This window comes from Lentzea albidocapillata (assembly GCF_000719115.1).
Classification (GTDB): domain Bacteria; phylum Actinomycetota; class Actinomycetes; order Mycobacteriales; family Pseudonocardiaceae; genus Lentzea; species Lentzea albidocapillata.
This window is the reverse complement of sequence record NZ_JOEA01000007.1, coordinates 1-20,990: the sequence shown is the minus strand read 5'-3', so window position 1 is coordinate 20,990 and position 20,990 is coordinate 1. Positions and strand designations below refer to the sequence as shown.

Sequence of the window (20,990 nt, the reverse complement as noted above, 5' to 3'; positions counted from 1 at the left end):
CGTGTCACGCCACGATGCTGATCTCGAACTCGCCCTCCGCCTCGCCGACGCCGCCGACGCGATCACCGCGACCCGGTTCCGCGCGCACGACCTCGCCGTGGAGCGCAAGCCGGACCGCACGCCCGTCACCGACGCCGACGTCGCCGTGGAGGACGCGGTGCGTGCCGTGCTGGCTTCCGAGCGCCCGGACGACGTCGTCATGGGCGAGGAACGCGGCGGCACGCTGGACGCGTCCCGCGTCTGGGTGCTCGACCCGATCGACGGCACCAAGAACTTCCTGCGCGGCGTGCCGATCTGGGCGACGCTGATCGCCCTGGTCGAGGACGGCGTGCCGGTCGTGGGCGTCGTGTCCGCGCCCGCCATGAGCCGCCGCTGGTGGGCTGCCGCCGGCGGTGGCGCATTCGCGTCGGACGCCTCCGGTGAACGCGCGATCTCCGTGTCGGGTGTGCGCTCTCTCGAAGACGCCTACGTGTCGACGACGGACATCAAGTCGTGGGTCGAGTACCACTCTCGCGAGGCGTACCTGCGTTTGGTGGACGCGACCTGGGAGAGCCGCGCGTTCGGCGACTTCTACCAGCACTGCCTGGTCGCCGAGGGCGCCATCGACCTGGCGCCCGAGTGCGTGGCGAACCCGTGGGACATCGCCCCGTTCCAGGTGCTGGTGACCGAGGCGGGTGGCCGTTTCACCTCGCTGGACGGCGAGGAGCGCTACGACGGCGGCAGCGTGCTGACGTCGAACGGCCACCTGCACGAGGCCGCGCTCAAGCTGTTGGCACGGTGAGACTTCCGCGCGCGACCTGGGCCCAGGCCAGCCGGCCGAAGAGGTAGTGGCACGCCACGCTCTCGTCGTCGAACCGGGCCCAGTCGTAGCGGTTGCCCTGCTCCTGCCAGAACACCTCGTGACCCTTGCCGTCCTCGTCGGCGAGGAGGCACCAGCGCTGGTCCGCCTCCTCGCCGATGCTGACGACGTCGTCGGGCACGCCGATCCTGGTCAGCCACTCCGGCAGCGACTCGACGTTCATGCGGTGATCTCCGTGAGGTAGCCGAGCGCGACGAGGTCCGCGACGGGATGGGTGGTCCGGTACCGGCTGCCACCACCGGGCTGGCCGAACCAGGGCGCGCTGATCGTGCGGTGGACGGGCAGGTCCCTGGTGACGCGGTACCTGCGGTAGCCCTCGTCCGCTGCCTGGGGCGGCAGGGACCGTTGCGCGAACGGGGTGCCCGCCGCGCTCAGGACGCGGCCCTCCGGCGTGCCGAACCTGTCGAGTTCGGCGCCTGCCTGGAGAACTTCCGCCTGGCTGTCCTCGTAGCCGCCCTCGCGTTCCGCGGGCCAGCGCGGGGTGCCGTCCTCGTGCTGGAACAGGCTTTCCCAGTCGCGTTCGTGCATGCCCGCGAGCGGGTCGTGGCCGGCCAGGAGTTCCTGCACGATCGGGTGATCCCTGCCGAGACCGGTGCTGGGACGGACCGGCTGCGCTGTGGACGTGTCGATCGCCTGCGGGTGGTCGTCCGGGGCGAACCTCGGGACGGCCTGCTGGTCCTCCTCCTGCGGGGGCGGCGGGAGCTGGCGGGCCGGCTTCGGGGCGAGGGACGGGGCCCGTCCGGCGCTCAGGAAGATGGCCATGAACCAACTGCCGGCCGCGGCCGCCGTGTAGGTGTGGCGGGCGATCTCGCCGGCGATGCCGGGCGCCAACGCCAGGTCGTTCCGGTTCTCGAGGCGGTCGCTCAGTGCGTGCGAGCCACCGAGGTCCACCGTCGCCAGCGGGCCCGAGGTGGTGGTCCGGGCTCCGAGGTCCACGTCGGCGCCAGGCGCGGCCGGGCCGGCGACGGTGTCGCCGGCCTGGCGCTCGCCGCGTTCCTCCACGGTCGCGACGTCGCCGTCCAGCAGCGCGTCCGCGGTGTCCTTCGCCAGGTCCTTGGCGGCGGCGTCCTTGGCCGTCACCGCTGTCGGCGAAGTCTGCCCCTGGGCGGAGACCTGCGTGCCGGACTGGGTGTGGCCCGGCCCCTGTACCTGGCTCGGCTGGGTTGCGACCTGGCCACCGAACTGGGTGGGCTGGCTCGGTACCGCACCGGGGAAACCGGTCTTGGCCGCGGCTGCCTGCGCACCCGCCTTGGCCTCGCCGGACTTGAGTTCGGCGGCCTTCGCGTCGGCCGCGGCCTTGGCGGCCTGCTGGCCCTGCTGAGCGGCCTGGCCCTGCTGGCCGGGTGCCTGCGCGGCACCGTGCTGGCCCACGACCGCACCGACCTGGGACGCGGCCACCGGAACACCACCGGCAGCGCCGCCGATCGGACCGCCCATCGGGCCACCGGCCGGAGCCGCGCCCATCGCCGGGGCAGCGGGTGCGGACGGGGCCGCGGGCGCTGCGGCCTGAGGTGCGGACGGAGCCTGGCTCGGCAGTTCGCCACCTCGGACGAGAGGCGGGTCGAGCACGGCGGCGGACGCCTGGGTCGTGCCTTCGGTGATGGGGCCGAGAGTGCCCGCGACGCTCGGGATCGCGCCGGCCACCGGCTGCGCGACGGGCGCGACGACCTGGCCCATCGCCTGGCCCGCGTTGGCCACCAGGCCGGGCACCGGGCCCTTGCCCTCGCCACGACCGGAGCCTTCACCACGGCCGTGTCCGTCACCGTTGCCCTGGCCGTCACCCCGGCCGTCGAACACCGGACCGGCGGCGTCGCGGCCACCGGGCACCGCGTCCACCACCGGCTGCACGACGGCAGCGGCGGGTGCGGTCACGGGAGCGGCGGCGTCGAGGACCGGCGCGGCGACCTCGGTCACGGCACCGACGACAGGTGCGAGAGGAGCCGTCACGGCACCGACCACGGGCGCGACCGGAGCAGTCACGGCGCCGGCGACCGGGGCCACCGCTTCGGTCACGGGGGCGACCACGGCGGCGACGGGCTCGACGATCGGAGCGACCACGCCCGCTACCGGAGCCACCACGCCACCGACGAGGTTCGTGACCGGCGACAGCAGGCCACCGCCGGGCCCGTGGGCGCCGGGCGCGGTGTTGACGGGATGCGTGCCCTGGCTCATGTCGATGCCGCTGTCCAGGCGGATCGCGGAGGTCAGCGTGCTCTGGAGGTTCGCGACGTTGGCCGCGGCACCCTTCGTCAGCGTGTCGAGGCCGAGCAACGCGTTGGGGTTGCCGGCACTGGCCGAGGCCGTCGCGGCGTCGTTGTTCTTGGCCAGCGCCACGAGCTCGCGGACGATCTCGACCTTCGCGGCACCGACCTGCTTGGCGGCGTGGTCGAGGCGGTCGGCGGCGGCGTGGCAGCCGCGGGCGGCGCGGTGGAAGTCGCCGTCCGGAGCCACGACCTTGGCCCAGCGACCGCGTGCCGCGTCAGCGGTGCTACCGGTCATGCCGCCCAGTGCGCGGTTCGCGGCGCCGTCGGACGTGGTGCCGAGGCTCTTGATCTTGTCGCCCGCCTCGCGCCACGCGGTGGCGCTGGAACGCATGGCGTCCTCGTCGGCCTTGGGCCAGGAGACACCGGCCTTGGCCGCGACGGCGGTGAGTTCGGCGGGAAGCTCGATGCCCATGTCAGCCTTCCAACCTTCTCATCCCGGCCGCGTTCTGCTCCTCGACATGCCGGTACGTGGAGGCCGTCGCGGTGAGCTTGTCGCTCACGTCCCCCAACGTCGTCGCAAGTCCCGACAACGCCCCGGTGGCGTCCCCGGACGGCTTGTCGTGCGAGGCGGCGAAACTCTGCCCGACGGCGTCGTCACCCCAGCAGGCACCGAACGAGGCGAGCGCCCGGTCGAGCGACCCCGCGATCTCGCCTGCCTGCCCCGCGAACCCCTTGAGCTCGTGAGCCCCGGCGTCCAGCCGCTCGAGGTCGGCCGAGTACCCGGTCATCGGACCCTCCTGTCGATGAGCTCGGAGTCGAGCCAGCTCTCCCGTTGTTCGTTGTCCTCGTCGTCGTCCCTGCGCCCACGAACAGGCTGGCGCCCGAGATCAACTGTCTCGGTGTCGTCCACCGCGTACTCCGAGGGCAACAGGTCAGCGGTCCCGGCGACCAGCGCGGCCGGATCCGTGGCGGAGGGCAACACGGCACTCAACGCCTGATACGTGTCCTCGGCAGCACTCGCCGCGGCCGCGGCCACGGTCCGCACGATCAACTCGGCCAGCTGCTCCGGCCGATGCCTGCGATAGGCCGACTCGGAAAGCTCCAGTCCCACGAGCTTGCCGCCGGACCCCACGGTCGCTTCGACCGTCCCGTCAGGACTGGAGGCCCGCCCGCACACGGCGGCCAGCTCGCGCTGCACCGAAGCAAGCTGCTCGCGGCTACGCCGGTAGTCAGCGAGCAACTCCTCGACCTGCGCACGGTGGTCGTCCACCGAGTCCCCCTCACACGCATAGCCCTGGGCTTGGGCTCTAGGACGCCGTCGCACCTAGATCGGTTCCCAGCGGATTCAGTTACGTAGAATCAACGAGATGATCGCCTTCGAGGATCTGCCCGCAGGCCGCATCATCCCGCTTGGCGAGATCATCGTCGACCGGGACGACATGCTGGACTTCGCGAAGAAGTTCGACCCGCAACCGTTCCACCTGGACGAGGAAGCGGGCAAGAACTCGATTTTCGGCGGTTTGTCCGCCTCCGGCTGGTACACGGCCTCGCTCTGGATGCGCCGCTGGGTGGACGAGGTCCTGGCCGACTCCACCTCGCAGGGCTCGCCGGGCGGCCGCGAACTCTCGTGGCTGGCCCCGGTCTACCCCGGCGACAAGCTCACCTTCGAAGCCGAGGTGCTCACCGCACGACGCTCGAAGAAGCGGCCGGACCTGGGCCTGGTGGAGTTCGAGGGCAGGGCGAAACGGGGCGGCGAACTGGTCTACCGGTTCATCGCCACGGGCATGTTCACCGCACGCGGCTGAACTACTTCGACAGCGCCCGCACCACCCGAGAAGGACTGGGCCGCCCCAGCTGCTCGGCCATCCACGCCGACGTCTCGACCAGCTTGTCGAGGTCGACCCCGGTCTCCACACCAAGACCGTCGAGCATCCACACCAGGTCCTCAGTCGCAAGGTTGCCGGTAGCCGACTCGGCATACGGACACCCACCCAGCCCACCCGCCGAAGAGTCCACAGTCGTCACACCGCAACGCAAAGCAGCCAGCGTGTTGGACAACGCCTGGCCATAGGTGTCGTGGAAGTGCACGGCCAGCGGGGAAACGTCGCGGAAGCCCTCCAGCAACGACTCGACCTGACCGGGAGTCGCGACGCCGATGGTGTCGCCCAGCGACAGCTGCGAGCAGCCCATCTCCAGCAACCGCTCGCCGACGGCCACGACCTGGGACCGCGCGACCGGCCCCTCCCACGGGTCGCCGAAGCACATCGACACGTACCCGCGCACGTCCAGACCTGCTGCCAGCGCACGGGAAACGGTCGGTTCGAACATCTCGAACTGCGAGTCCAGCGTGCGATTGAGGTTGCGCGACGCGAACGTCTCGGTGGCCGAGGCGAAGATCGCGATGTGCGTGACCCCGGCCTCCAGGGCTCGGTCCAGGCCACGCTCGTTCGGCACCAGCACGGGATAGACCACGCCCGGCCGCTGCGTGAGCCCGGCCAGCAACTCGGCGGCGTCGGCCAGTTGCGGCACCCACTTGGGGTGCACGAAGGACGTGGCCTCCAAAACGGACAGTCCCGCCGCGGCCAGCCGGTCCAGGAACTCCAGCTTCACCGCCACCGGCACGACGACCGACTCGTTCTGCAGTCCGTCCCGCGCGCCGACCTCCCAGATCGTCACCCGCGAGGGCAGCGCTCCGGAGCCGACGACGTCCGGCAGCCCTACTTCACGCGCGCCCATCGACGGTCCCGGGGTAGAAGTCGTCGCCGGGGTTGTCGTTGACCTCTCGGTACAACATCGTGTGCACCTTCTCCACGGACGGGATGTCGTCGAACTCGAGCGGCTCGTCCGAGGCCGACTCGATGATCAGGGTGCCGCAGCCGAGCAGGCGGTCCATGAAACTGTGCTGGAAGCGGACGCTGTTCACACGAGCCAAAGGGATGTCGAGGCCTGTGCGCTTGAACACTCCCTCGCGGTACATCACGCGGTCCGACGTGATGATGAAGTGCGTCGTCCGCCAGCGCACGACCGGCGCCACCGTCAGCCACAGGATCAGCACGGCACCGACCACGGCCAGCGCGATCCACACCATCGTGGCCCACGACTGGTCGCCGAGGAGCCCGGCGAGATAGGTGCCGAGCGCGACCACCACCAGCAGCCAGAACACCGGGAAGATCAGCATCTTCCAGTGGGGGTGCTTGTGGATCACGACGTGCTCGCCGGAGCTGAGCAGGTCGTCGGGATAGGCCATGGAACAACCCTAACTACGCCGGGCGCAAATGCACCACGTCACCAGCGGACACGCCGTGCTCCACCCCGTCGGCGGCGCGCACGACCAGCGTGCCGTCGGCCTCGATGCGCTGCGCCACCCCGAGAAGCTGAACACCACCCGAAAGTTCGACCCGCACGTTCTGGCCCACGGTCGACGAGTGCTCCTCGTACTCCTCCAGGACACCGGACTCGACCGCGTCGCCGCCGTTCTTGCGCCACACGCCTTCCAGCCCGGCCAGCTCGACCAGGAGCCGGAACGCGAGCTCGCCGCGGTCGAGCTCCGCGGCACCCAGGTCCTCCAGCGAGGTCGGCGCGAGCCCACCCGGCGCCGGCTGGACGTCGGACGGCAGCTTCGCGACGTTCAGGCCGATACCGACCACGACCGAGCCGTCGGCGGTGATCTCGGACAGGATCCCCGCGCCCTTGCCCGCCTCGGAACCGAGCAGCAGGTCGTTCGGCCACTTCAGCGTCGCCTCGACACCGGCCGACTGGGCGACGCGCACCAGTGCCAGCCCGGCGATCAGGTTCAGCCACGGCAGCCGTTCGGCGGGCACACCGGCCGGGCGGAACAGCACGCTGACGTAGAGGCCGCCCGCGGGTGACGACCAGCTGCGTCCGCGCCGGCCCTGTCCCGCGCTCTGCTCCAGCGCGATCAGCACGGTGCGGTCCGCGGCGCCGGAGGCGGCCAGGTCCGCGTTGGTGGACGCCGTGGTCTCGACGACGTCGAGAGCGGCGTACGGGCCGTTGGGTGCGACGAGCCGTGAGCGCAGCTCTTCGGCGTCGAGTGCGGTGGTCATCGCGTCAGGTTATTGGAACGGAAGAGGGTACGTGCGATCGGAGATTGCCGACAGGTTGCCGTGACCTGGACAACTGCACGGGGCAGTTCAGCAATGGTCTCGTTAGGCTGCGAGCCCATGAGCAGTGCGACCGAGCCGATCGGGCACGTCCCCACCGGCGCTTCAGGCGTCCCGGACGTCCACACCACCGCGGGCAAGCTCGTTGACCTCTACCGGCGCAACGACGAGGCGGTTCACGCCGGCTCGGCACGCGCGGTCGAGAAGCAGCACGCGAAGGGCAAGAAAACAGCCCGCGAGCGCATCGACCTCCTGCTCGACCCCGGATCGTTCGTCGAGCTCGACGAACTCGCCCGGCACCGTTCCACGAACTTCGGGCAGGAGCGCAACCGCCCGTACGGCGACGGCGTGGTGACGGGCTACGGCACCGTCGACGGCCGTCCGGTGTGCGTGTTCTCCCAGGACGTCACCGTCTTCGGCGGCTCGCTCGGCGAGGTGTACGGCGAGAAGATCGTCAAGATCATGGACCTGGCCATCAAGACCGGCCGGCCGATCGTCGGCATCAACGAGGGCGGCGGAGCGCGCATCCAGGAGGGCGTCGTCTCGCTCGGCCTCTACGGCGAGATCTTCTCCCGCAACGTCAAGGCCTCCGGCGTGATCCCGCAGATCTCGCTGATCATGGGCTCGAACGCGGGCGGGCACGTCTACTCCCCCGCGCTGACCGACTTCGTGGTGATGGTCGACCAGACCTCGCACATGTTCATCACCGGCCCCGACGTCATCAAGACCGTCACCGGCGAGGACGTGACGATGGAGGAGCTCGGCGGCGGTCGCACGCACAACACCAAGTCCGGCAACGCGCACTACCTCGGCAACGACGAGGAGGACGCGATCGCGTACGTCAAGGAACTCCTCTCGTACCTGCCGTCCAACAACCTCTCCGACTCGCCCGCGTTCGAGGGCACGCTGACCGAGGGGTCGATCTCGGACGCGATCACGGACGATGACCGCGAGCTCGACACGTTGATCCCGGACTCCGCGAACCAGCCGTACGACATGCACGAGGTCATCAACCGCGTGCTCGACGACGGCGACTTCCTGGAGGTGCAGCCGCTGTTCGCGCCGAACATCCTCGTCGGCTTCGGCCGCGTGGACGGCCACTCCGTCGGTGTCGTCGCGAACCAGCCCACCCAGTTCGCCGGCTGCCTCGACATCAACGCCTCCGAGAAGGCCGCGCGGTTCGTCCGCACCTGCGACGCGTTCAACATCCCGGTGCTGACGTTCGTCGACGTGCCCGGCTTCCTGCCCGGCACCGACCAGGAGTGGAACGGCATCATCCGGCGCGGCGCCAAGCTGATCTACGCCTACGCCGAGGCCACCGTTCCGCTGGTCACCGTGATCACGCGCAAGGCGTACGGCGGCGCGTACGACGTCATGGGGTCCAAGCACCTCGGTGCCGACATCAACCTCGCATGGCCCACCGCGCAGATCGCCGTCATGGGCGCGTCGGGCGCGGCGAACATCGTGCACCGCAAGACCCTCGCGGCCGCGGCTGCCAACGGCGAGGACGTCGACGCCCTGCGCGCGCAGCTGCAACAGGAGTACGAGGACACGCTGTGCAACCCGTACGTCGCCGCTGAGCGTGGTTACGTCGACTCGGTGATCCCGCCGGCGTACACCCGCGGTTACGTGGCGCGGGCGTTGTCGATGCTGCGGGACAAGCGCGAGACGATGCCGCCCAGGAAGCACGGGAACATCCCGCTGTGACCGCGCCAGAGGAAAAGCCGCTGCTCAAGGTCGTCAAGGGCACGCCGGACGACTACCAGTTGGCCGCGTTGACCGCGGTCATCGCGGGGCTGGCTTCGGCCGCGCCCGCCGAGGACAAGCCTTCGCCACGCTCGGAGTGGGCGAACCCGGCTCGCCGGGTTCGCCGTCCCCTCCAGCCCGGCCCCGGCGCCTGGCGCGCTTCCGGTTTCCCGGGTTAGTGCCGTGACCGGCAGCCTTTGCCCCGTATTTCGGTGGTCAGACGGGTGCTGAGCGCCGGAAGACGCGGCGAAGGTTGCCGGTCACGGCACTAAGAGCACTCGACTCGGCGGCTGGTCACGTTCAGGCCGACGGCGACCTCGCGACAGCGGGGCTCGCCGTCGACCTCCAGCCGCAACGTCCAGAACGCGCTGCCGTAGGCGTTGGTCCGGCGCAGCACCTGCACACCGGCGTGGTCGAGCGGCAGGTTGGCGCGCACGGCGGGCACGATCTGCGTCAGCAGCGCGTTCTCCGCGCGATCGGCGGTGTCGGCGAACGGCCAAATGGGCACTCCATAGCCGATCGGGTCACTCGCGAGCACGCTTCCAACGCCGAATGATCCGATGAGCCCGCCGAGCACGACGAGCAGTGCCGCGATCCGTCTGCGCTTGCCTTCGCGATCGGAGCCGCGTTCGGTGAGGACAAGCACCCAGCGCTTCACTCTTCCGAGAGTGCCGACCGAAGAGGTGATCGCGCATCAGCAGTACTACTCAAACGGACCGTGCGAACTGGCGGACCGTGTACGCGCTGTGCATCGGCTTCTTCATGACCCTGCTGGACACGACCATCGTCAACGTCGCGCTGCCGTCGATGATCACCGACCTGAACGCGTCCCTGAACGACGTCATCTGGGTCGTCAGCGCCTACCTGCTCGCGTTCGCGGTGCCGTTGCTGCTGACCGGGCGGCTGGGCGACCGGTACGGGCCCAAGCGGCTCTACGGCATCGGGCTCGTGCTGTTCATCGGGGCGTCGCTGGCCTGCGGTCTCTCCACGAGCGCGGACGCGCTGATCACCGCGAGGGTGTTCCAGGGCCTCGGTGCCGCGGCCATGACCCCGCAGACGATGGCGTTCATCACGCACCTGTTCCCGCCGGTCAAGCGGGGTGCGGCGCTCGGCATGTGGGGCTCGGTCGCCGGGCTCGCGACGGTCTCCGGACCGTTGCTCGGCGGCGTGCTGGTCACGCACCTGGGCTGGGAGTGGATCTTCTTCGTGAACCTCCCGATCGGTGTGCTCGCGGTGGTACTGCTGTTCCTGTGGGTGCCCGACCTGCGGCAGGACCGCGCGCCGAAGTTCGACGTGCTCGGCGTCGTGCTGTGCTGCCTGGGCCTCGGCCTGCTGGTGTTCGGGATCCAGAACGGTGAGCACTACCAGTGGGGCCGGGTCGCCGGACCCGTCACGATCACCGAGATCATCGCCGCCGGGGTGTTGTCCCTCGCGGTGTTCGTGCTGTGGCAGGCGTCCTCACGCAACCCCGAGCCGCTGATGCCGCTGCGGATCTTCCGCAATCGCAACTTCTCGCTCGGCAACGTCGCGAACGTCGCCATCGGCATCACGGTGACCGGGGTGTTCGTGCCGCTGGCGCTGTTCCTGCAGACCGTGCCGAAGCTGTCCCCGCTGATGACGGGCCTGGTCACGGCGCCGGCGTCGCTGATGTCCGGCGTCGTGGCGATCTTCGCGGGCCGGCTGTCGAACCGGGCCGACGCCAAGTACCTGCCGATCACCGGGTTCGCCCTGATGGCGCTGGGCATCGTGGCGATGACGTTCCTGCTCGGCGACGGGTCCCAATGGGTGCTGCTGCCGTCGATGGTCGCCCTCGGCATCGGCATGGGACTCGTGTTCTCGCCGCTGACCAACATCTCCACGCGCACGCTCGACAGGTCGCTGCTCGGTGCCGGATCCGGCATCTACAACACCTCGCGGCAGTTCGGGAACGTGCTGGGCAGCGCCGCGACGGCGGCCGTGCTCCAGGTCGTGCTGGCGGCCACCGGCGACTTCACCTCGGCCGTGCGGGCGGCGTTCTACCTGCTGCTGGGGGTGCTGGCGGTCGGCATCGCCGCCGCGCTCGCCTTCCGCCGGGTCGCCGCGCCGGGCGTGACAGACTCGGCGCGTGCGTCTGATCCTGGCCTCCCAGTCACCCGCCCGTCTTAGCATCCTGCGGTCCGCGGGCATCGAACCCGTGGTCCGGGTCTCCGGTGTCGACGAGGACGCGTTGATCGAGTCGCTCGACAACCCGACGCCGGAGGAGACCGTCGTCGCGCTGTCCGCGGCCAAGGCCGAGGCGATCGAGCACGACGACGAGTGCGTGATCGTCGGCTGCGACTCGATGCTGCTGTTCGAGGGCGAACTCGTGGGCAAGCCCGGCACGCCCGAGGTCGCGCGTGAGCGGTGGCAGCGGGTGGCGGGCAAGAGCGGCGTGCTGATCACCGGGCACACCGTGCTGCGGGTCTCCGGAGGCGCCGTGACCGGCCGCGCCTCGGCCGCCGAGTCGACGACCGTGCGGTTCGGCACGCCGTCGGAGGAGGAGCTGGAGGCGTACATCGCGACGGGTGAGCCGTTGCACGTCGCCGGTGGCTTCACGATCGACGGGCGCGGCGGCTGGTTCATCGACGGCATCGACGGCGACCACACGTCCGTGATCGGCATCAGCCTGCCGCTGACCCGCAGGCTGCTCGGCCAGGTGGGCGTTCCCGTGTCCACACTCTGGTAGTGCTGGTCACAGTTCACCCGATCGGGGAAGACCGCCCTCAACGCCGGCGTTGAGGGCATCGGTGAACGAGTACTTGACGCGTCGCAGGCACATCGACCTGGCACGCAGGACGAGCACGGGCTGTCGGAGCTAACCGCTCCCGACGCCCCGTTTCGCTCATCCCTGCCCAGGAGATGTTCCAGTGTCGTTCGTCCAGACATACCGCAAGCCCAAGGTCTTCGGATTCACCGTCCTAGGCGCGCTCGTGCTCGGCGCACTCGCCGGCTGGCTCGGCAAGGGCACGTGGCTCGCGCCCGTCCTCGCCAAGATCGGCTCCACCTTCACCGCGCTGCTGCAGCTGACCGTGATCCCGCTGGTGTTCACCGCGATCGTCGTCGGCATCGCGTCGCTGCGGAACCTCGGCGGCGGCCGCACCGCCGCCCGCCTCGGCGGCAAGACGTTCCTGTGGTTCGCCATCACGTCGTTCGTCGCGGTGCTGATCGGCATCGCGGTCGCCACGATCCTCAAGCCCGGCGCGGGCCTGCAGATCGAACCCGCCGCGGGTGCCCTCGACAAGCTCGCCAAGCGCGCGTCCGGCTCGTGGCAGGCGCTGCTCGACAACCTGGTGCCCACCAACATCTTCAGCGCGTTCACCGAGGGCGAGGTGCTGCAGGTCGTGTTCGTCGCGGTGCTGGTCGGCTTCGCCGCCTACGCGCTCGGTGACAAGGCAGCGCCGTTCACGAACCTGGTGAAGTCGTTCTTCGAGATCGTCCAGAAGGTCGTCGGCTGGATCATCCTGCTGGCCCCGATCGGCATCTTCGGCCTCATCGGCAACGCCGTGGCGTCCTACGGCAACTCGTTCGTGCAGCCGCTGTTCTCGTTGATCCTCACCGTGTACCTCGGTACCGCGCTCGTGCTGTTCGTCGTCTACCCGGTCCTGCTGAAGTTCGTCGGCAAGACCTCGCCGCTCGAGTTCTTCCGCAAGGCGGGCACAGCACTGCAGTTCGCGTTCGTGTCGCGCTCCTCGGGCGCCACGCTTCCGTTGTCCCGCAAGGCCGCGGCGGACCTCGGCGTGCCGGACGAGTACGCGAACTTCGCCGTGCCGCTCGGCACCACGACCAAGATGGACGGATGCGCCGCGGTCTACCCGGCCGTCGCGACGATCTTCATCGCGAACATGTTCGGCATCCAGCTTTCGGTGTGGCAGTACGTCGGCATCGTGCTCGTCGCCGTGTTCGGCGCGCTGGCCACGGCCGGGACGACCGGCTGGTACACGATGCTCACGCTGACCCTGAGCGTCGTCGGCCTGCCGCCGGCCGTGATCGCGACCGGTGTGGCCGTGGTCTACGCGATCGACCCGATCCTCGACATGATGCGCACCGCGACCAACGTGGCCGGCCAGATCACCGTGCCGGTGCTGGTGGCGCGCAGCGAGAACCTGATCGAGGGGCCCGCGGCTCCCGCCGAGAAGGACCTCGTCAACGCCTAGCCGTTCGCGCAGGGGCGCAACTGCGACAACTTCGGCGCCGGTGCGGGCCAGCCAGCGAGCTGCTCCCGCGCCGGCGCCGGCGTCGTACAGCCGATGATCGGCCCGAGCGCCGAGAACACCTGCACGAACGAGTCGTTGCACTGACCGTCGCAGCCGCGCTGGGCCGAGACGACGTCCGCCGTGCCGTCGTCGTTGACGTCGTGCAGCCCGAGGTACCCGGCGCTGGACAGATAGGCGGCCTGCGCGCGCGACCACGTGCCGTCCTTGCGGATCAACACCTCGCCGAGCGCCTTGCCGTTCTGCTCGCCGCGCACGAGGCACACGCTGATGGTCGCCTCCGAGCACAGCAACGACTTGTCGTTCACCGTCGCGCCGGACTCGGCGATGGTCATCTCGAAGACGAACGGACCCGACTCGCCGGTCACCCTGATCCGCCCGCCGCCCGTTCCGGAGAGCAGCTCGACGAGGTCGCCGCCGACCGATCTGCCGATGACGACCTGGCAGACGGTGGTACCGCACCGCATTCCGGGATCGATGCCGGATTGACCTGAATCGGTGTTGTCAGGCCTCTGGAAATAGGCGAACACCAGCCCCGCTGCGAAGACCACGGCGGCAACGACGGCGACCACCTGCACGGACCTGGTTCCACCCACATCGCAGATTGTGCTCGATGGGCTCACGATGGGTGTGAAGTGAGGCGTCTCTCCCTCTCGGAGTTCACCTATTTCCGTAGACTGCGGCACCAGCCAGAGCCGTAATTAACCGGTCCAGCAGGAGGTACGACGCCGTGTCGCTGCGCAAGGTCCTCATCGCGAACCGCGGTGAGATCGCCGTCCGGGTCATCCGCGCCTGCCGTGACGCCGGTCTGACGAGCGTCGCCGTCTACGCCGATCCCGACCGCGACGCACCGTTCGTGCGGCTCGCCGACGAGGCGTTCGCGCTGGGCGGCAACACCCCCGGTGAGAGCTACCTGTCGTTCGAGAAGGTGCTGGCGGCCGCCGCTCAGTCCGGCGCCGACTCCGTGCACCCCGGCTACGGCTTCCTGTCCGAGAACGCCGAGTTCGCGCAGGCCGTGCTCGACGCCGGGCTGGTGTGGATCGGCCCGACCCCGCAGGCGATCCGCGACCTCGGCGACAAGGTGACGGCGCGGCACATCGCGATGCGCGCGGGCGCGCCGCTGGTGCCCGGCACCAAGGACCCGGTCAACGGGCCGGACGAGATCATCGCGTTCGCCTCGGAGCACGGGTTGCCGGTCGCGATCAAGGCGGCGTTCGGCGGTGGCGGCCGTGGCCTGAAGGTCGCGCGCACTCTCGAGGAAATCCCCGAACTGTTCGACTCCGCGGTCCGCGAGGCCGTCACGGCGTTCGGCCGCGGCGAGTGCTTCGTCGAGCGCTACCTGGACAAGCCGCGCCATGTCGAAGCGCAGGTCCTTGCCGACACCCACGGCAACGTGATCGTCGTCGGCACGCGCGACTGCTCGTTGCAGCGCCGCCACCAGAAGCTCGTCGAGGAGGCGCCCGCGCCGTTCCTGACCGACGAGCAGCGCGCCACGATCCACTCGTCGGCCCGCGCGATCTGCCTCGAAGCGGGCTACCACGGCGCCGGCACCGTCGAGTACCTCGTCGGCATGGACGGGTCGATCTCGTTCCTGGAGGTCAACACGCGCCTGCAGGTCGAACACCCGGTGTCGGAGGAGACGACGGGCCTCGACCTGGTGCGCGAGCAGTTCCGCATCGCCGCCGGCGAGAAGCTGCGTTTCACCGAGGACCCGGCGCCGCGCGCGCACTCGATCGAGTTCCGCATCAACGGCGAGGACGCCGGCCGCGGCTTCCTGCCCGCGCCCGGCACCGTCACGACGTTCATCGCGCCGTCCGGCCCCGGTGTCCGCGTCGACGCCGGTGTCGAGTCGGGTTCGGTGATCGGCGGGCAGTTCGACTCGTTGCTGGCCAAGCTGATCGTGACCGGCGAGACCCGCGAAGAGGCCCTGGCCCGCGCGCGGCGGGCGCTGGACGAGATGGTCGTCGAGGGCATGGCGACGGTGCTGCCGTTCCACCGCGTGATCGTGCGCGACGCGGCGTTCACCGCCGAGAAGCCCGAGGGCTTCACCGTCCACACGCGGTGGATCGAGACGGAGTTCGACAACCAGATCGCACCGTTCGCGGGCGCTTTTGAGGCTGCGGACGAGGAGACGCCGCGGCAGACCGTCGTCGTCGAGGTCGGCGGGCGTCGCCTGGAGGTGTCGCTGCCGGGCGATCTCGCGGTTGGTTCACGACCTGCTGCCGCCGCGAAGAAGCCGAAGGCCAAGCGCGCGGGTGGCAGCGGCGCGGCCGTGTCGGGTGACGCGGTGGCGGCGCCGATGCAGGGCACGATCGTGAAGGTGGCCGTCGAGGACGGGCAGACCGTCGAGGCGGGCGACCTGATCGTGGTGCTGGAGGCCATGAAGATGGAGAACCCGGTGACCGCGCACAAGGCCGGCACGGTGACGGGTCTCGCGGCCGCGCCCGGCGACCCGATCACGCAGGGCACCGTCATCTGCGAACTGAAGGACTGAGGGCGCAGGCTCGCGCAGGGGTCCCCCTGGGTGGTGGGTCCCCCGCGACCCAACGTACTCAGGGGGTCTGACACTTGCGGTGGGCCGAGACTTGCGGCCGGTCGAGACTCGCGGCGGGCCGAGACTCGCGGCGGGCCGAGACTCGCGGCGGGCCGAGACTCGCGGCGGGTCTGGCACCCGCGGCGGATTCGACGCCCGCAGCGGGTCTGACGCTGGCGCCGGGACCGAGGCGGCTGCCTGTGATCTGCACGCTGAAGCACTGACCGGCCGGGTCGCTCACCTACGATTGGTTCGTGAGCGACCCGAGCAGGGACATCCGCATCGGTGACACCGAGCGTCAGCAGGCGTTGCAGGTGCTCGGTGAGCACATGAGCGCGGGCCGCATCGACATCAACGAGTACGGCGACCGGTCCGCGAAGATCACCACCGCGAAGACGCGCGGTGAACTGATGGCGTTGTTCTACGACCTGCCTGATCCGCGGCCGCAGTTCGTCTCGCCCGTGCCGATGTTCAACGAGCCCGCCAAGGCGCCCGCGCGCCGGTGGGAAAGTGCGGTCGTGCCCGTGGTGGGCATCGCCGTGGTGATCCTGTTCTTCGCGCTGGTGAAGAACCCGCTGATCTTCCTTCTCGTCCCCGCCGTGGCGATCCTGTGGGGCCAGTGGAACGGACGCCGACGCTGAAACCCTTGCTGTTGCTGGATCTCGACGGCGTGCTGCGGTCCTTTCCGCCGATGTCCGCCGAGCTGGCCGAGATCGCCTTCGAGCCGTCGCTGCTGCACCGCGCGATCACCGGGGAGATCTCCGACGAGCAGTGGCGGGAGGCGGTCGGCCCGGAGTTCGCGGCCACCTCCGGTGAGGTGATCGCGGAGGCGCTGGCGTTGGTGCGGGTGGCCCGGCGGCAGTGCTTCGTGGCGTTGCTGTCCAACGCGACCACCCGACTGGAGGCGGACCTCGCACTGCTCGGCCTCGACGGCGAGGTCGACGCGGTCTTCAACTCCTCCCGGCTCGGTGTGGCGAAGCCGGACCCCGCGATCTACCGCAGGGTGCTGGACGAACTCGGGTACTCGACGGGCGTGTTCTGCGACGACGACGCCAAGAACGCGGCCGCCGCACGTGAGGCGGGCCTGGACGGCGTGCACGTGCCGGACACGGCGGCCTTGCGGAGGGCGCTGGCGGTGCGCGAACTGATTCCGCCGACCGTGCTGCTGATCCTGCCGGACCGCGACGAGGCCGAGGGGGTGGCGGCGTCGCTGCTGGGGAGCGGCTGGGGTCCGTGCGCTGTGCACAGGGACATGCTGGCGGGCGAGGACGACGCCGAGGACGTGGACTGGGTGGTCGAGCTGACGACCGCGCCGGACGGTCTGCCCGCGTCCGCTCACCGCGCCGAGCTCGACGACCTGGCCGAGCAACACGACGGTTTCACGGGCGAGGGTTAGCCTGCTGGCCGTGGAGCCAGTTGAGATCAACGCGGGCGAGTACTACCTGCGCGCCTTTCGCAGCGACGACCGCATCGACGACGTGCCGGCGCTGGCCGAGGCCTTCGCGGACGCGGAGACCAAGCGGTACATGCCCCGCCTGACCGGAAACGACGCGCCGTCCGCGGAGACGCTCGTCCTGCTGCTGACCGACGGATGGGAGAAGGACTACCGCTGGTCGTGGGCGGTGTGCGAGGCCGTCACCGCCGAGGTGATGGCCGGGATCGTCATCCACAACGTCGACCACCACCTCCTCTCGGCCGAGGTGATGTGCTGGAGCCAGCCGCGGCACCGCGGCAAGGGCGTGCTGCCGGCGGCGCTGAACTCGGTGCTGGGCTGGGTCTACGGCGCGATGGAGATGCACCGGATCACCTACCGGCACGCGGTCTCGAACACGGCGTCACAGAGAGTCGCGGAGAAGTGCGGATTCACTCTTGAGGGTCGTCTTCGCGAGGAGGCGATCGTCGATGATCAGCGCGAAGACCAGTTGCTGTGGTCACGACTTGCGTCGGACCCCTTCCCAGAGCAGCTACGGTGACCGGCCATGCGGACGACCGGGCTCCTCATCGTCGCGTTGGCGCTCGCCGGGTGCACGGCGCTGCCCCAGCAGAGTGCGCTGACCACTCCGCCGCCCCCGCCGCCGTCCCCCACGACGACGCCCTCCGTGCTCGACTTCCCGCAGCGGCCGCGTGCGCTGCCGCTCGACGCGGTCGACCCGTGCGCGGTGCTCACCGCTGATCAGCGCATGTCGCTGAGCCTCGACAACCCGCCCAGCGCGTACGTCGAGCCGAGCTTCGGCAGCGCGCGGGCGTGCACGATCCGCAGCACGACGAGCGGGAACGTGGCGAGGATCGCACTCGTGCTGGTCTCCGGCGCCGACGTGTGGCTCTCGGAGAACGCTCAGGTCGACTACACCGTGAGCGCGATCGAGGGGTACACGGCGATCACTGTCCGCACACCCGACGTGAACAACGCCTGCAACGTCGAGGTAGACGTCGCCGACGGGCAGTTCCTCGACGTGATGTTCCGCGACGGCGGCAATTCCACTGCGGTGCAACAAGATCATCTTTGCCTCGGCGCCCAGCGGGTGGCAGAGGCGGCGATGGCCAGTCTGCTCAAGAAGCGCTGACCCACACGGGCGGATGTCACTGTTCGCACTCCACAGCGTTACCTTCAGTGGTTAGAGTGTCGAAGCGCTTGTAGGCACAACCGCCGGAGGTTTCACCATGCCGCCAGGGGGACGTAGCGGGGCAGACACCTCGCCACCCGGCCAGCACGAGTTGAACGTGGAGCCGGAGGCTATCCCCGCGTTGCGCAACACGTTCTCGGCCGCCTTGATCAAGCTGGACAAGCAGATCGAGATGGCGATCACCGAGTTCCGCGTGCGCCCGTGGGCGGGTGACCCGGTCAGCGCCGAGGCCGCCGAGAAGTTCAACGACCGTTCGATCGCGGACGGTGACTCGGCGCTGCAGGCCCTGCTGAACTACCAGCGCCAGCTCAAGACCGCGATGGACAACCTCAACCAGATCGAGCGGCAGTACAACCTGGTCGAGGGCGACAACACCGGCATGATGAACAAGAGCGGGTGCTGACGATGGCCGATCACCGCTGGCAGGGCTTCAGCCACAAAGAGCTGTACGAACGCATCCACGCGGGTCCCGGCGCCTCCGCGTCGTTCACGTCGATGGAGCGCTGGCAGGGCGTCTCGGCCGCGCTGTCCGAGATCAACGACGACCTGCACAAGGGCATCTCCCAGTCGGGCGCGAAGTGGCAGGGCAAGGCCGCCGACTTGGCGCAGGCCGGCCTGAACCCGATCGCTGCCTGGGCGGACGGCGCACGCACCGGCGCGGACGTCATGCGCTACTCGGCCGAACTGCAGGCCGGTTACGTCTCGAAGGCCCGCGCGGACATGCCGGCGCCGGTCAAGGTGACCGCCGAGCAGCCGGGTGCCCTCGTCACCGGCATCACGCACCTCTTCGGCGGCCAGACCGACCACGAGAAGCAGGAGGCGGCCCAGGACGCCGCCGAGCGCCGCGCCCGTGAGGTCATGTCGACCTACGCGTCGTCCACGACGGCGAACACCTCGACGCTCGGCCAGTTCTCCCAGCCGCCGCAGCTGCAGATCAGCGGCACCGGCCCCACGCACGGCGGTGGCGTCCAGATCGGCACGGCCGCTGTCTGGGGCGTCGGCCCGCACGGAACGGGTGGCAGCGCGACGCGTGGCCGCACCTCGTCCGGCACGCGCGGCTCCACCGCCCCGCCGCCCCGTGGCGGCACGCCCGCACCGGGTTCCACGACGAGCACCTCGGGCACCGGTACCAATACCGGCGCGGCTCCGGTGAAGAGCTCGAACACCTCGCTCTCGTCGGCAGGCACCACCGGCACCGCCGGGCCTGGCGGCACGGGCGCCGCGGGTGTCGGCCTGCCGGGCCAGCGCACGTCCAGCCGTTCGGGTTCGTCCACCGGCTCCGAGGCGAAGCAGATGGAGGAAGGCGCGACCGCCACCTCCAGCGCGGCCGCCATGGGCACGGTCATGCAGCAGGGCCAGACAGCCGGTGTCTCGGGCGCGGCGGGTTCCGCGATGGGCTCGATGGGCACGGTCGGTGCCTCGAACAACGACCAGGTCCACCGCAGGGCCGTGCCGATGCCACCGTCGTTCGACCCGTTCGGCGGCATGGGCGGCGCGCGCAAGGGAGAGGAAGAGGAGGACTTGGAACACAAGGCCGCCGACTACCTGCGCGAGCGCGACGACATCTATGGCGTGGGCAGCTACACGTTGCCCGTGATCGGGGAGAGCACGACCGACTGATGACTCTGTTCGGCTTGGACGTCGGGGCGAGCGACACGCGCGACCCTGTGGTGATCTCCACGCTGGAGTTCGACGTTCTCTGGGACCACCTGGGCCTGGAGACGATGCCACTCGTCCTGAAGGTCCCGTCACCGGGCAAGACCACCGAGGAACGCCGAGCCATCGAGGACCGCGTCTGGCTCCAGCTGGACGCCCGCGGCCTCGGCGGCCGCCGTTCCCTGGACCCGACCCTCGAAGACCTGCTGCACGTCCTGAACCGCCCGCAACAGGAGATCGACGCCCGCATGTGGCTGCACGAACGCAGCCTCCGCGTCCTGGCCGCCGGCAAGGGCCAGGCAGGCGTCCTGGCGATCCTCGACGGCACCCAGCTGATCCTCCGCCCAGCGGAAGCCGACGGCCTCCCCCGAGAGGCCCTGACAGCCCTCCCCACCGCCCCGGCGGGCGAGGGCCACTCCATCACCCTCCCGTCCGCGGACCTGGACGCAGCAGCAACCTCAGCGAGCACCCCGGAAGAGCTGGAAGAGGCACTACGCGGCACTCTCCGCGCCGACGACGCCCACACACTGGCCGAGATGATCCGCGACGCCTCGAACCGAGGCCAGTTCGGCGCAGCGGCCCGCGACAAGTGGGGCAAACGAGTCCGCCCAGACCGCGTGGTCGCGTTCTACGACACCCCGAAGGGCCGCTACCTGCAGATGCGCCGGGCGCCGGAGGGCCAGCCACCCTGGTCGACCATCACGCCGGTCGACTACCGCCGCATGCACCACCACCTGGTGGAACTGCTGGCGGAGGCCACCGGCTCCTGACAGGTCCAGGCCGGGATGGGGCAAAGCACCCGCCGTGGCAACGCTTCTACCGGCGTGTCGACACCCCGGCGAAGCGCAACGACCGCTCGCCCACCGCGCGACAGGGCGATGGCGAAGCCGAGCCACCCTGCCGCCCACGCCAATGGCGAAGCCGAGGCGTGTGAACCTCTTCGTGCTGGTCAAGCGGTGGTGACCCACGCACTCGGCGATTGGGGCTTTACCTTGAGTGGGCGGGATGCTCCCCTCAT

General features: G+C 70.1%; 24 protein-coding genes. 15 read left to right on the top strand and 9 right to left on the bottom strand.

Going from position 1 to position 20,990, the window contains the following annotated elements; genetic code table 11:
- The first annotated feature begins 1 nt into the window (after position 1).
- A complete protein-coding gene (gene hisN, locus IG04_RS0111040) occupies positions 2–781 on the top strand; it encodes a histidinol-phosphatase (RefSeq protein WP_030476493.1) in 780 nt (259 codons plus the stop codon).
- Here the strand turns inward: hisN and IG04_RS0111035 are convergent.
- Genes IG04_RS0111035 through IG04_RS42485 form a run of 4 tightly spaced genes read right to left on the bottom strand, consistent with a single transcriptional unit; the run spans position 762 to position 4,333 of the window.
- A complete protein-coding gene (locus IG04_RS0111035; protein ID WP_030476492.1) occupies positions 762–1,022 on the bottom strand; it encodes a hypothetical protein in 261 nt (86 codons plus the stop codon). The genes hisN and IG04_RS0111035 overlap by 20 nt on opposite strands.
- Positions 1,019–3,535 carry a TNT domain-containing protein gene (locus tag IG04_RS43880; protein ID WP_051769578.1) on the bottom strand — a complete coding sequence of 839 codons (2,517 nt, stop codon included), beginning with the start codon at positions 3,533–3,535 and terminating at the stop codon, positions 1,019–1,021. Before IG04_RS43880 ends, IG04_RS0111035 begins: the two co-directional genes overlap by 4 nt.
- 1 nt (position 3,536) lies before the next feature.
- A complete protein-coding gene (locus IG04_RS42490) occupies positions 3,537–3,851 on the bottom strand; it encodes a WXG100 family type VII secretion target (protein ID WP_036014362.1) in 315 nt (104 codons plus the stop codon).
- The gene (locus tag IG04_RS42485) at positions 3,848–4,333 is read right to left on the bottom strand and encodes a YbaB/EbfC family nucleoid-associated protein (protein ID WP_036014360.1); all 486 of its coding nucleotides are present in this window, start codon (positions 4,331–4,333) and stop codon (positions 3,848–3,850) included. Before IG04_RS42485 ends, IG04_RS42490 begins: the two co-directional genes overlap by 4 nt.
- Before the next feature lie 97 nt (positions 4,334–4,430).
- On the opposite strand from IG04_RS42485, the gene IG04_RS0111015 reads away from it, so the two are divergent.
- The gene (locus IG04_RS0111015; protein WP_030476488.1) at positions 4,431–4,868 is read left to right on the top strand and encodes a MaoC family dehydratase; all 438 of its coding nucleotides are present in this window, start codon (positions 4,431–4,433) and stop codon (positions 4,866–4,868) included.
- A 1-nt stretch (position 4,869) separates the two neighbouring features.
- Here the strand turns inward: IG04_RS0111015 and IG04_RS0111010 are convergent, their stop codons facing one another.
- The 3 genes from IG04_RS0111010 to IG04_RS0111000 are packed head-to-tail and all read right to left on the bottom strand — an operon-like array spanning position 4,870 to position 7,127.
- Complete coding sequence (locus IG04_RS0111010) at positions 4,870–5,799, bottom strand: hydroxymethylglutaryl-CoA lyase (RefSeq protein ID WP_030476487.1); 930 nt, start codon at positions 5,797–5,799, stop codon at positions 4,870–4,872.
- Complete coding sequence (locus IG04_RS0111005; RefSeq protein WP_030476486.1) at positions 5,786–6,310, bottom strand: PH domain-containing protein; 525 nt, start codon at positions 6,308–6,310, stop codon at positions 5,786–5,788. Before IG04_RS0111005 ends, IG04_RS0111010 begins: the two co-directional genes overlap by 14 nt.
- Positions 6,311–6,323: 13 nt before the next feature.
- A complete protein-coding gene (locus tag IG04_RS0111000) occupies positions 6,324–7,127 on the bottom strand; it encodes a biotin--[acetyl-CoA-carboxylase] ligase (protein ID WP_030476485.1) in 804 nt (267 codons plus the stop codon).
- Between the two features lie 117 nt (positions 7,128–7,244).
- Here IG04_RS0111000 and IG04_RS0110995 point away from each other — a divergent pair, with 117 nt between their 5' ends.
- Together IG04_RS0110995 and IG04_RS0110990 are read left to right on the top strand one after the other, a co-directional pair.
- Positions 7,245–8,891 carry an acyl-CoA carboxylase subunit beta gene (locus tag IG04_RS0110995; RefSeq protein ID WP_030476484.1) on the top strand — a complete coding sequence of 549 codons (1,647 nt, stop codon included), beginning with the start codon at positions 7,245–7,247 and terminating at the stop codon, positions 8,889–8,891.
- Positions 8,888–9,109 (top strand): acyl-CoA carboxylase subunit epsilon, encoded by a 222-nt coding sequence (locus tag IG04_RS0110990; protein WP_030476483.1) that lies wholly within the window; start codon positions 8,888–8,890, stop codon positions 9,107–9,109. The genes IG04_RS0110995 and IG04_RS0110990 overlap by 4 nt, the downstream gene beginning before the upstream one ends.
- 89 nt (positions 9,110–9,198) lie before the next feature.
- Here IG04_RS0110990 and IG04_RS0110985 read toward each other — a convergent pair whose 3' ends face one another.
- Positions 9,199–9,588, bottom strand: a complete 390-nt coding sequence (locus tag IG04_RS0110985; protein ID WP_030476482.1) for a hypothetical protein — start codon at positions 9,586–9,588, stop codon at positions 9,199–9,201.
- A gap of 77 nt (positions 9,589–9,665) precedes the next feature.
- On the opposite strand from IG04_RS0110985, the gene IG04_RS0110980 reads away from it, so the two are divergent.
- The 3 genes from IG04_RS0110980 to IG04_RS0110970 all read left to right on the top strand — a co-directional run bounded on the left by IG04_RS0110980 (position 9,666) and on the right by IG04_RS0110970 (position 13,102).
- On the top strand, positions 9,666–11,075 hold the full coding sequence (locus IG04_RS0110980) for an MFS transporter (protein WP_245815916.1): 1,410 nt from the start codon (positions 9,666–9,668) through the stop codon (positions 11,073–11,075).
- Positions 11,035–11,634: a Maf family protein gene (locus IG04_RS0110975; protein ID WP_030476480.1), complete on the top strand. Its 600-nt coding sequence runs from the start codon at positions 11,035–11,037 to the stop codon at positions 11,632–11,634. Before IG04_RS0110980 ends, IG04_RS0110975 begins: the two co-directional genes overlap by 41 nt.
- A 181-nt stretch (positions 11,635–11,815) precedes the next feature.
- Entirely contained in the window at positions 11,816–13,102 is a 1,287-nt protein-coding gene (locus IG04_RS0110970; RefSeq protein ID WP_030476479.1) for a dicarboxylate/amino acid:cation symporter, read from the top strand.
- On the opposite strand, the gene IG04_RS0110965 is transcribed toward IG04_RS0110970, so the two are convergent.
- Entirely contained in the window at positions 13,099–13,755 is a 657-nt protein-coding gene (locus tag IG04_RS0110965) for a hypothetical protein (RefSeq protein ID WP_030476478.1), read from the bottom strand. The genes IG04_RS0110970 and IG04_RS0110965 overlap by 4 nt on opposite strands.
- A 134-nt stretch (positions 13,756–13,889) precedes the next feature.
- Here IG04_RS0110965 and IG04_RS0110960 point away from each other — a divergent pair, with 134 nt between their 5' ends.
- The 8 genes from IG04_RS0110960 to IG04_RS0110920 all read left to right on the top strand — a co-directional run bounded on the left by IG04_RS0110960 (position 13,890) and on the right by IG04_RS0110920 (position 20,742).
- Positions 13,890–15,653 (top strand): acetyl/propionyl/methylcrotonyl-CoA carboxylase subunit alpha, encoded by a 1,764-nt coding sequence (locus IG04_RS0110960; protein WP_030476477.1) that lies wholly within the window; start codon positions 13,890–13,892, stop codon positions 15,651–15,653.
- Between the two features lie 293 nt (positions 15,654–15,946).
- The gene (locus tag IG04_RS0110955; RefSeq protein WP_036014357.1) at positions 15,947–16,333 is read left to right on the top strand and encodes a DUF1707 SHOCT-like domain-containing protein; all 387 of its coding nucleotides are present in this window, start codon (positions 15,947–15,949) and stop codon (positions 16,331–16,333) included.
- Positions 16,334–16,338: 5 nt separating this feature from the next.
- Entirely contained in the window at positions 16,339–17,088 is a 750-nt protein-coding gene (locus tag IG04_RS48050) for an HAD family hydrolase (RefSeq protein ID WP_245815914.1), read from the top strand.
- 10 nt (positions 17,089–17,098) lie between these two features.
- Positions 17,099–17,665, top strand: coding sequence for a GNAT family N-acetyltransferase (locus tag IG04_RS0110940; protein ID WP_051769574.1), 567 nt, complete (start codon positions 17,099–17,101; stop codon positions 17,663–17,665).
- A gap of 6 nt (positions 17,666–17,671) precedes the next feature.
- Positions 17,672–18,256 (top strand): DUF3558 domain-containing protein, encoded by a 585-nt coding sequence (locus tag IG04_RS0110935; protein ID WP_030476474.1) that lies wholly within the window; start codon positions 17,672–17,674, stop codon positions 18,254–18,256.
- A 157-nt stretch (positions 18,257–18,413) separates the two neighbouring features.
- Entirely contained in the window at positions 18,414–18,719 is a 306-nt protein-coding gene (locus IG04_RS0110930; RefSeq protein WP_245815912.1) for a transcriptional regulator, read from the top strand.
- A 2-nt stretch (positions 18,720–18,721) separates the two neighbouring features.
- Positions 18,722–19,936 (top strand): PPE domain-containing protein, encoded by a 1,215-nt coding sequence (locus tag IG04_RS0110925; RefSeq protein WP_030476472.1) that lies wholly within the window; start codon positions 18,722–18,724, stop codon positions 19,934–19,936.
- Entirely contained in the window at positions 19,936–20,742 is an 807-nt protein-coding gene (locus tag IG04_RS0110920) for an ESX secretion-associated protein EspG (protein WP_030476471.1), read from the top strand. Before IG04_RS0110925 ends, IG04_RS0110920 begins: the two co-directional genes overlap by 1 nt.
- Positions 20,743–20,990 lie beyond the last annotated feature (248 nt).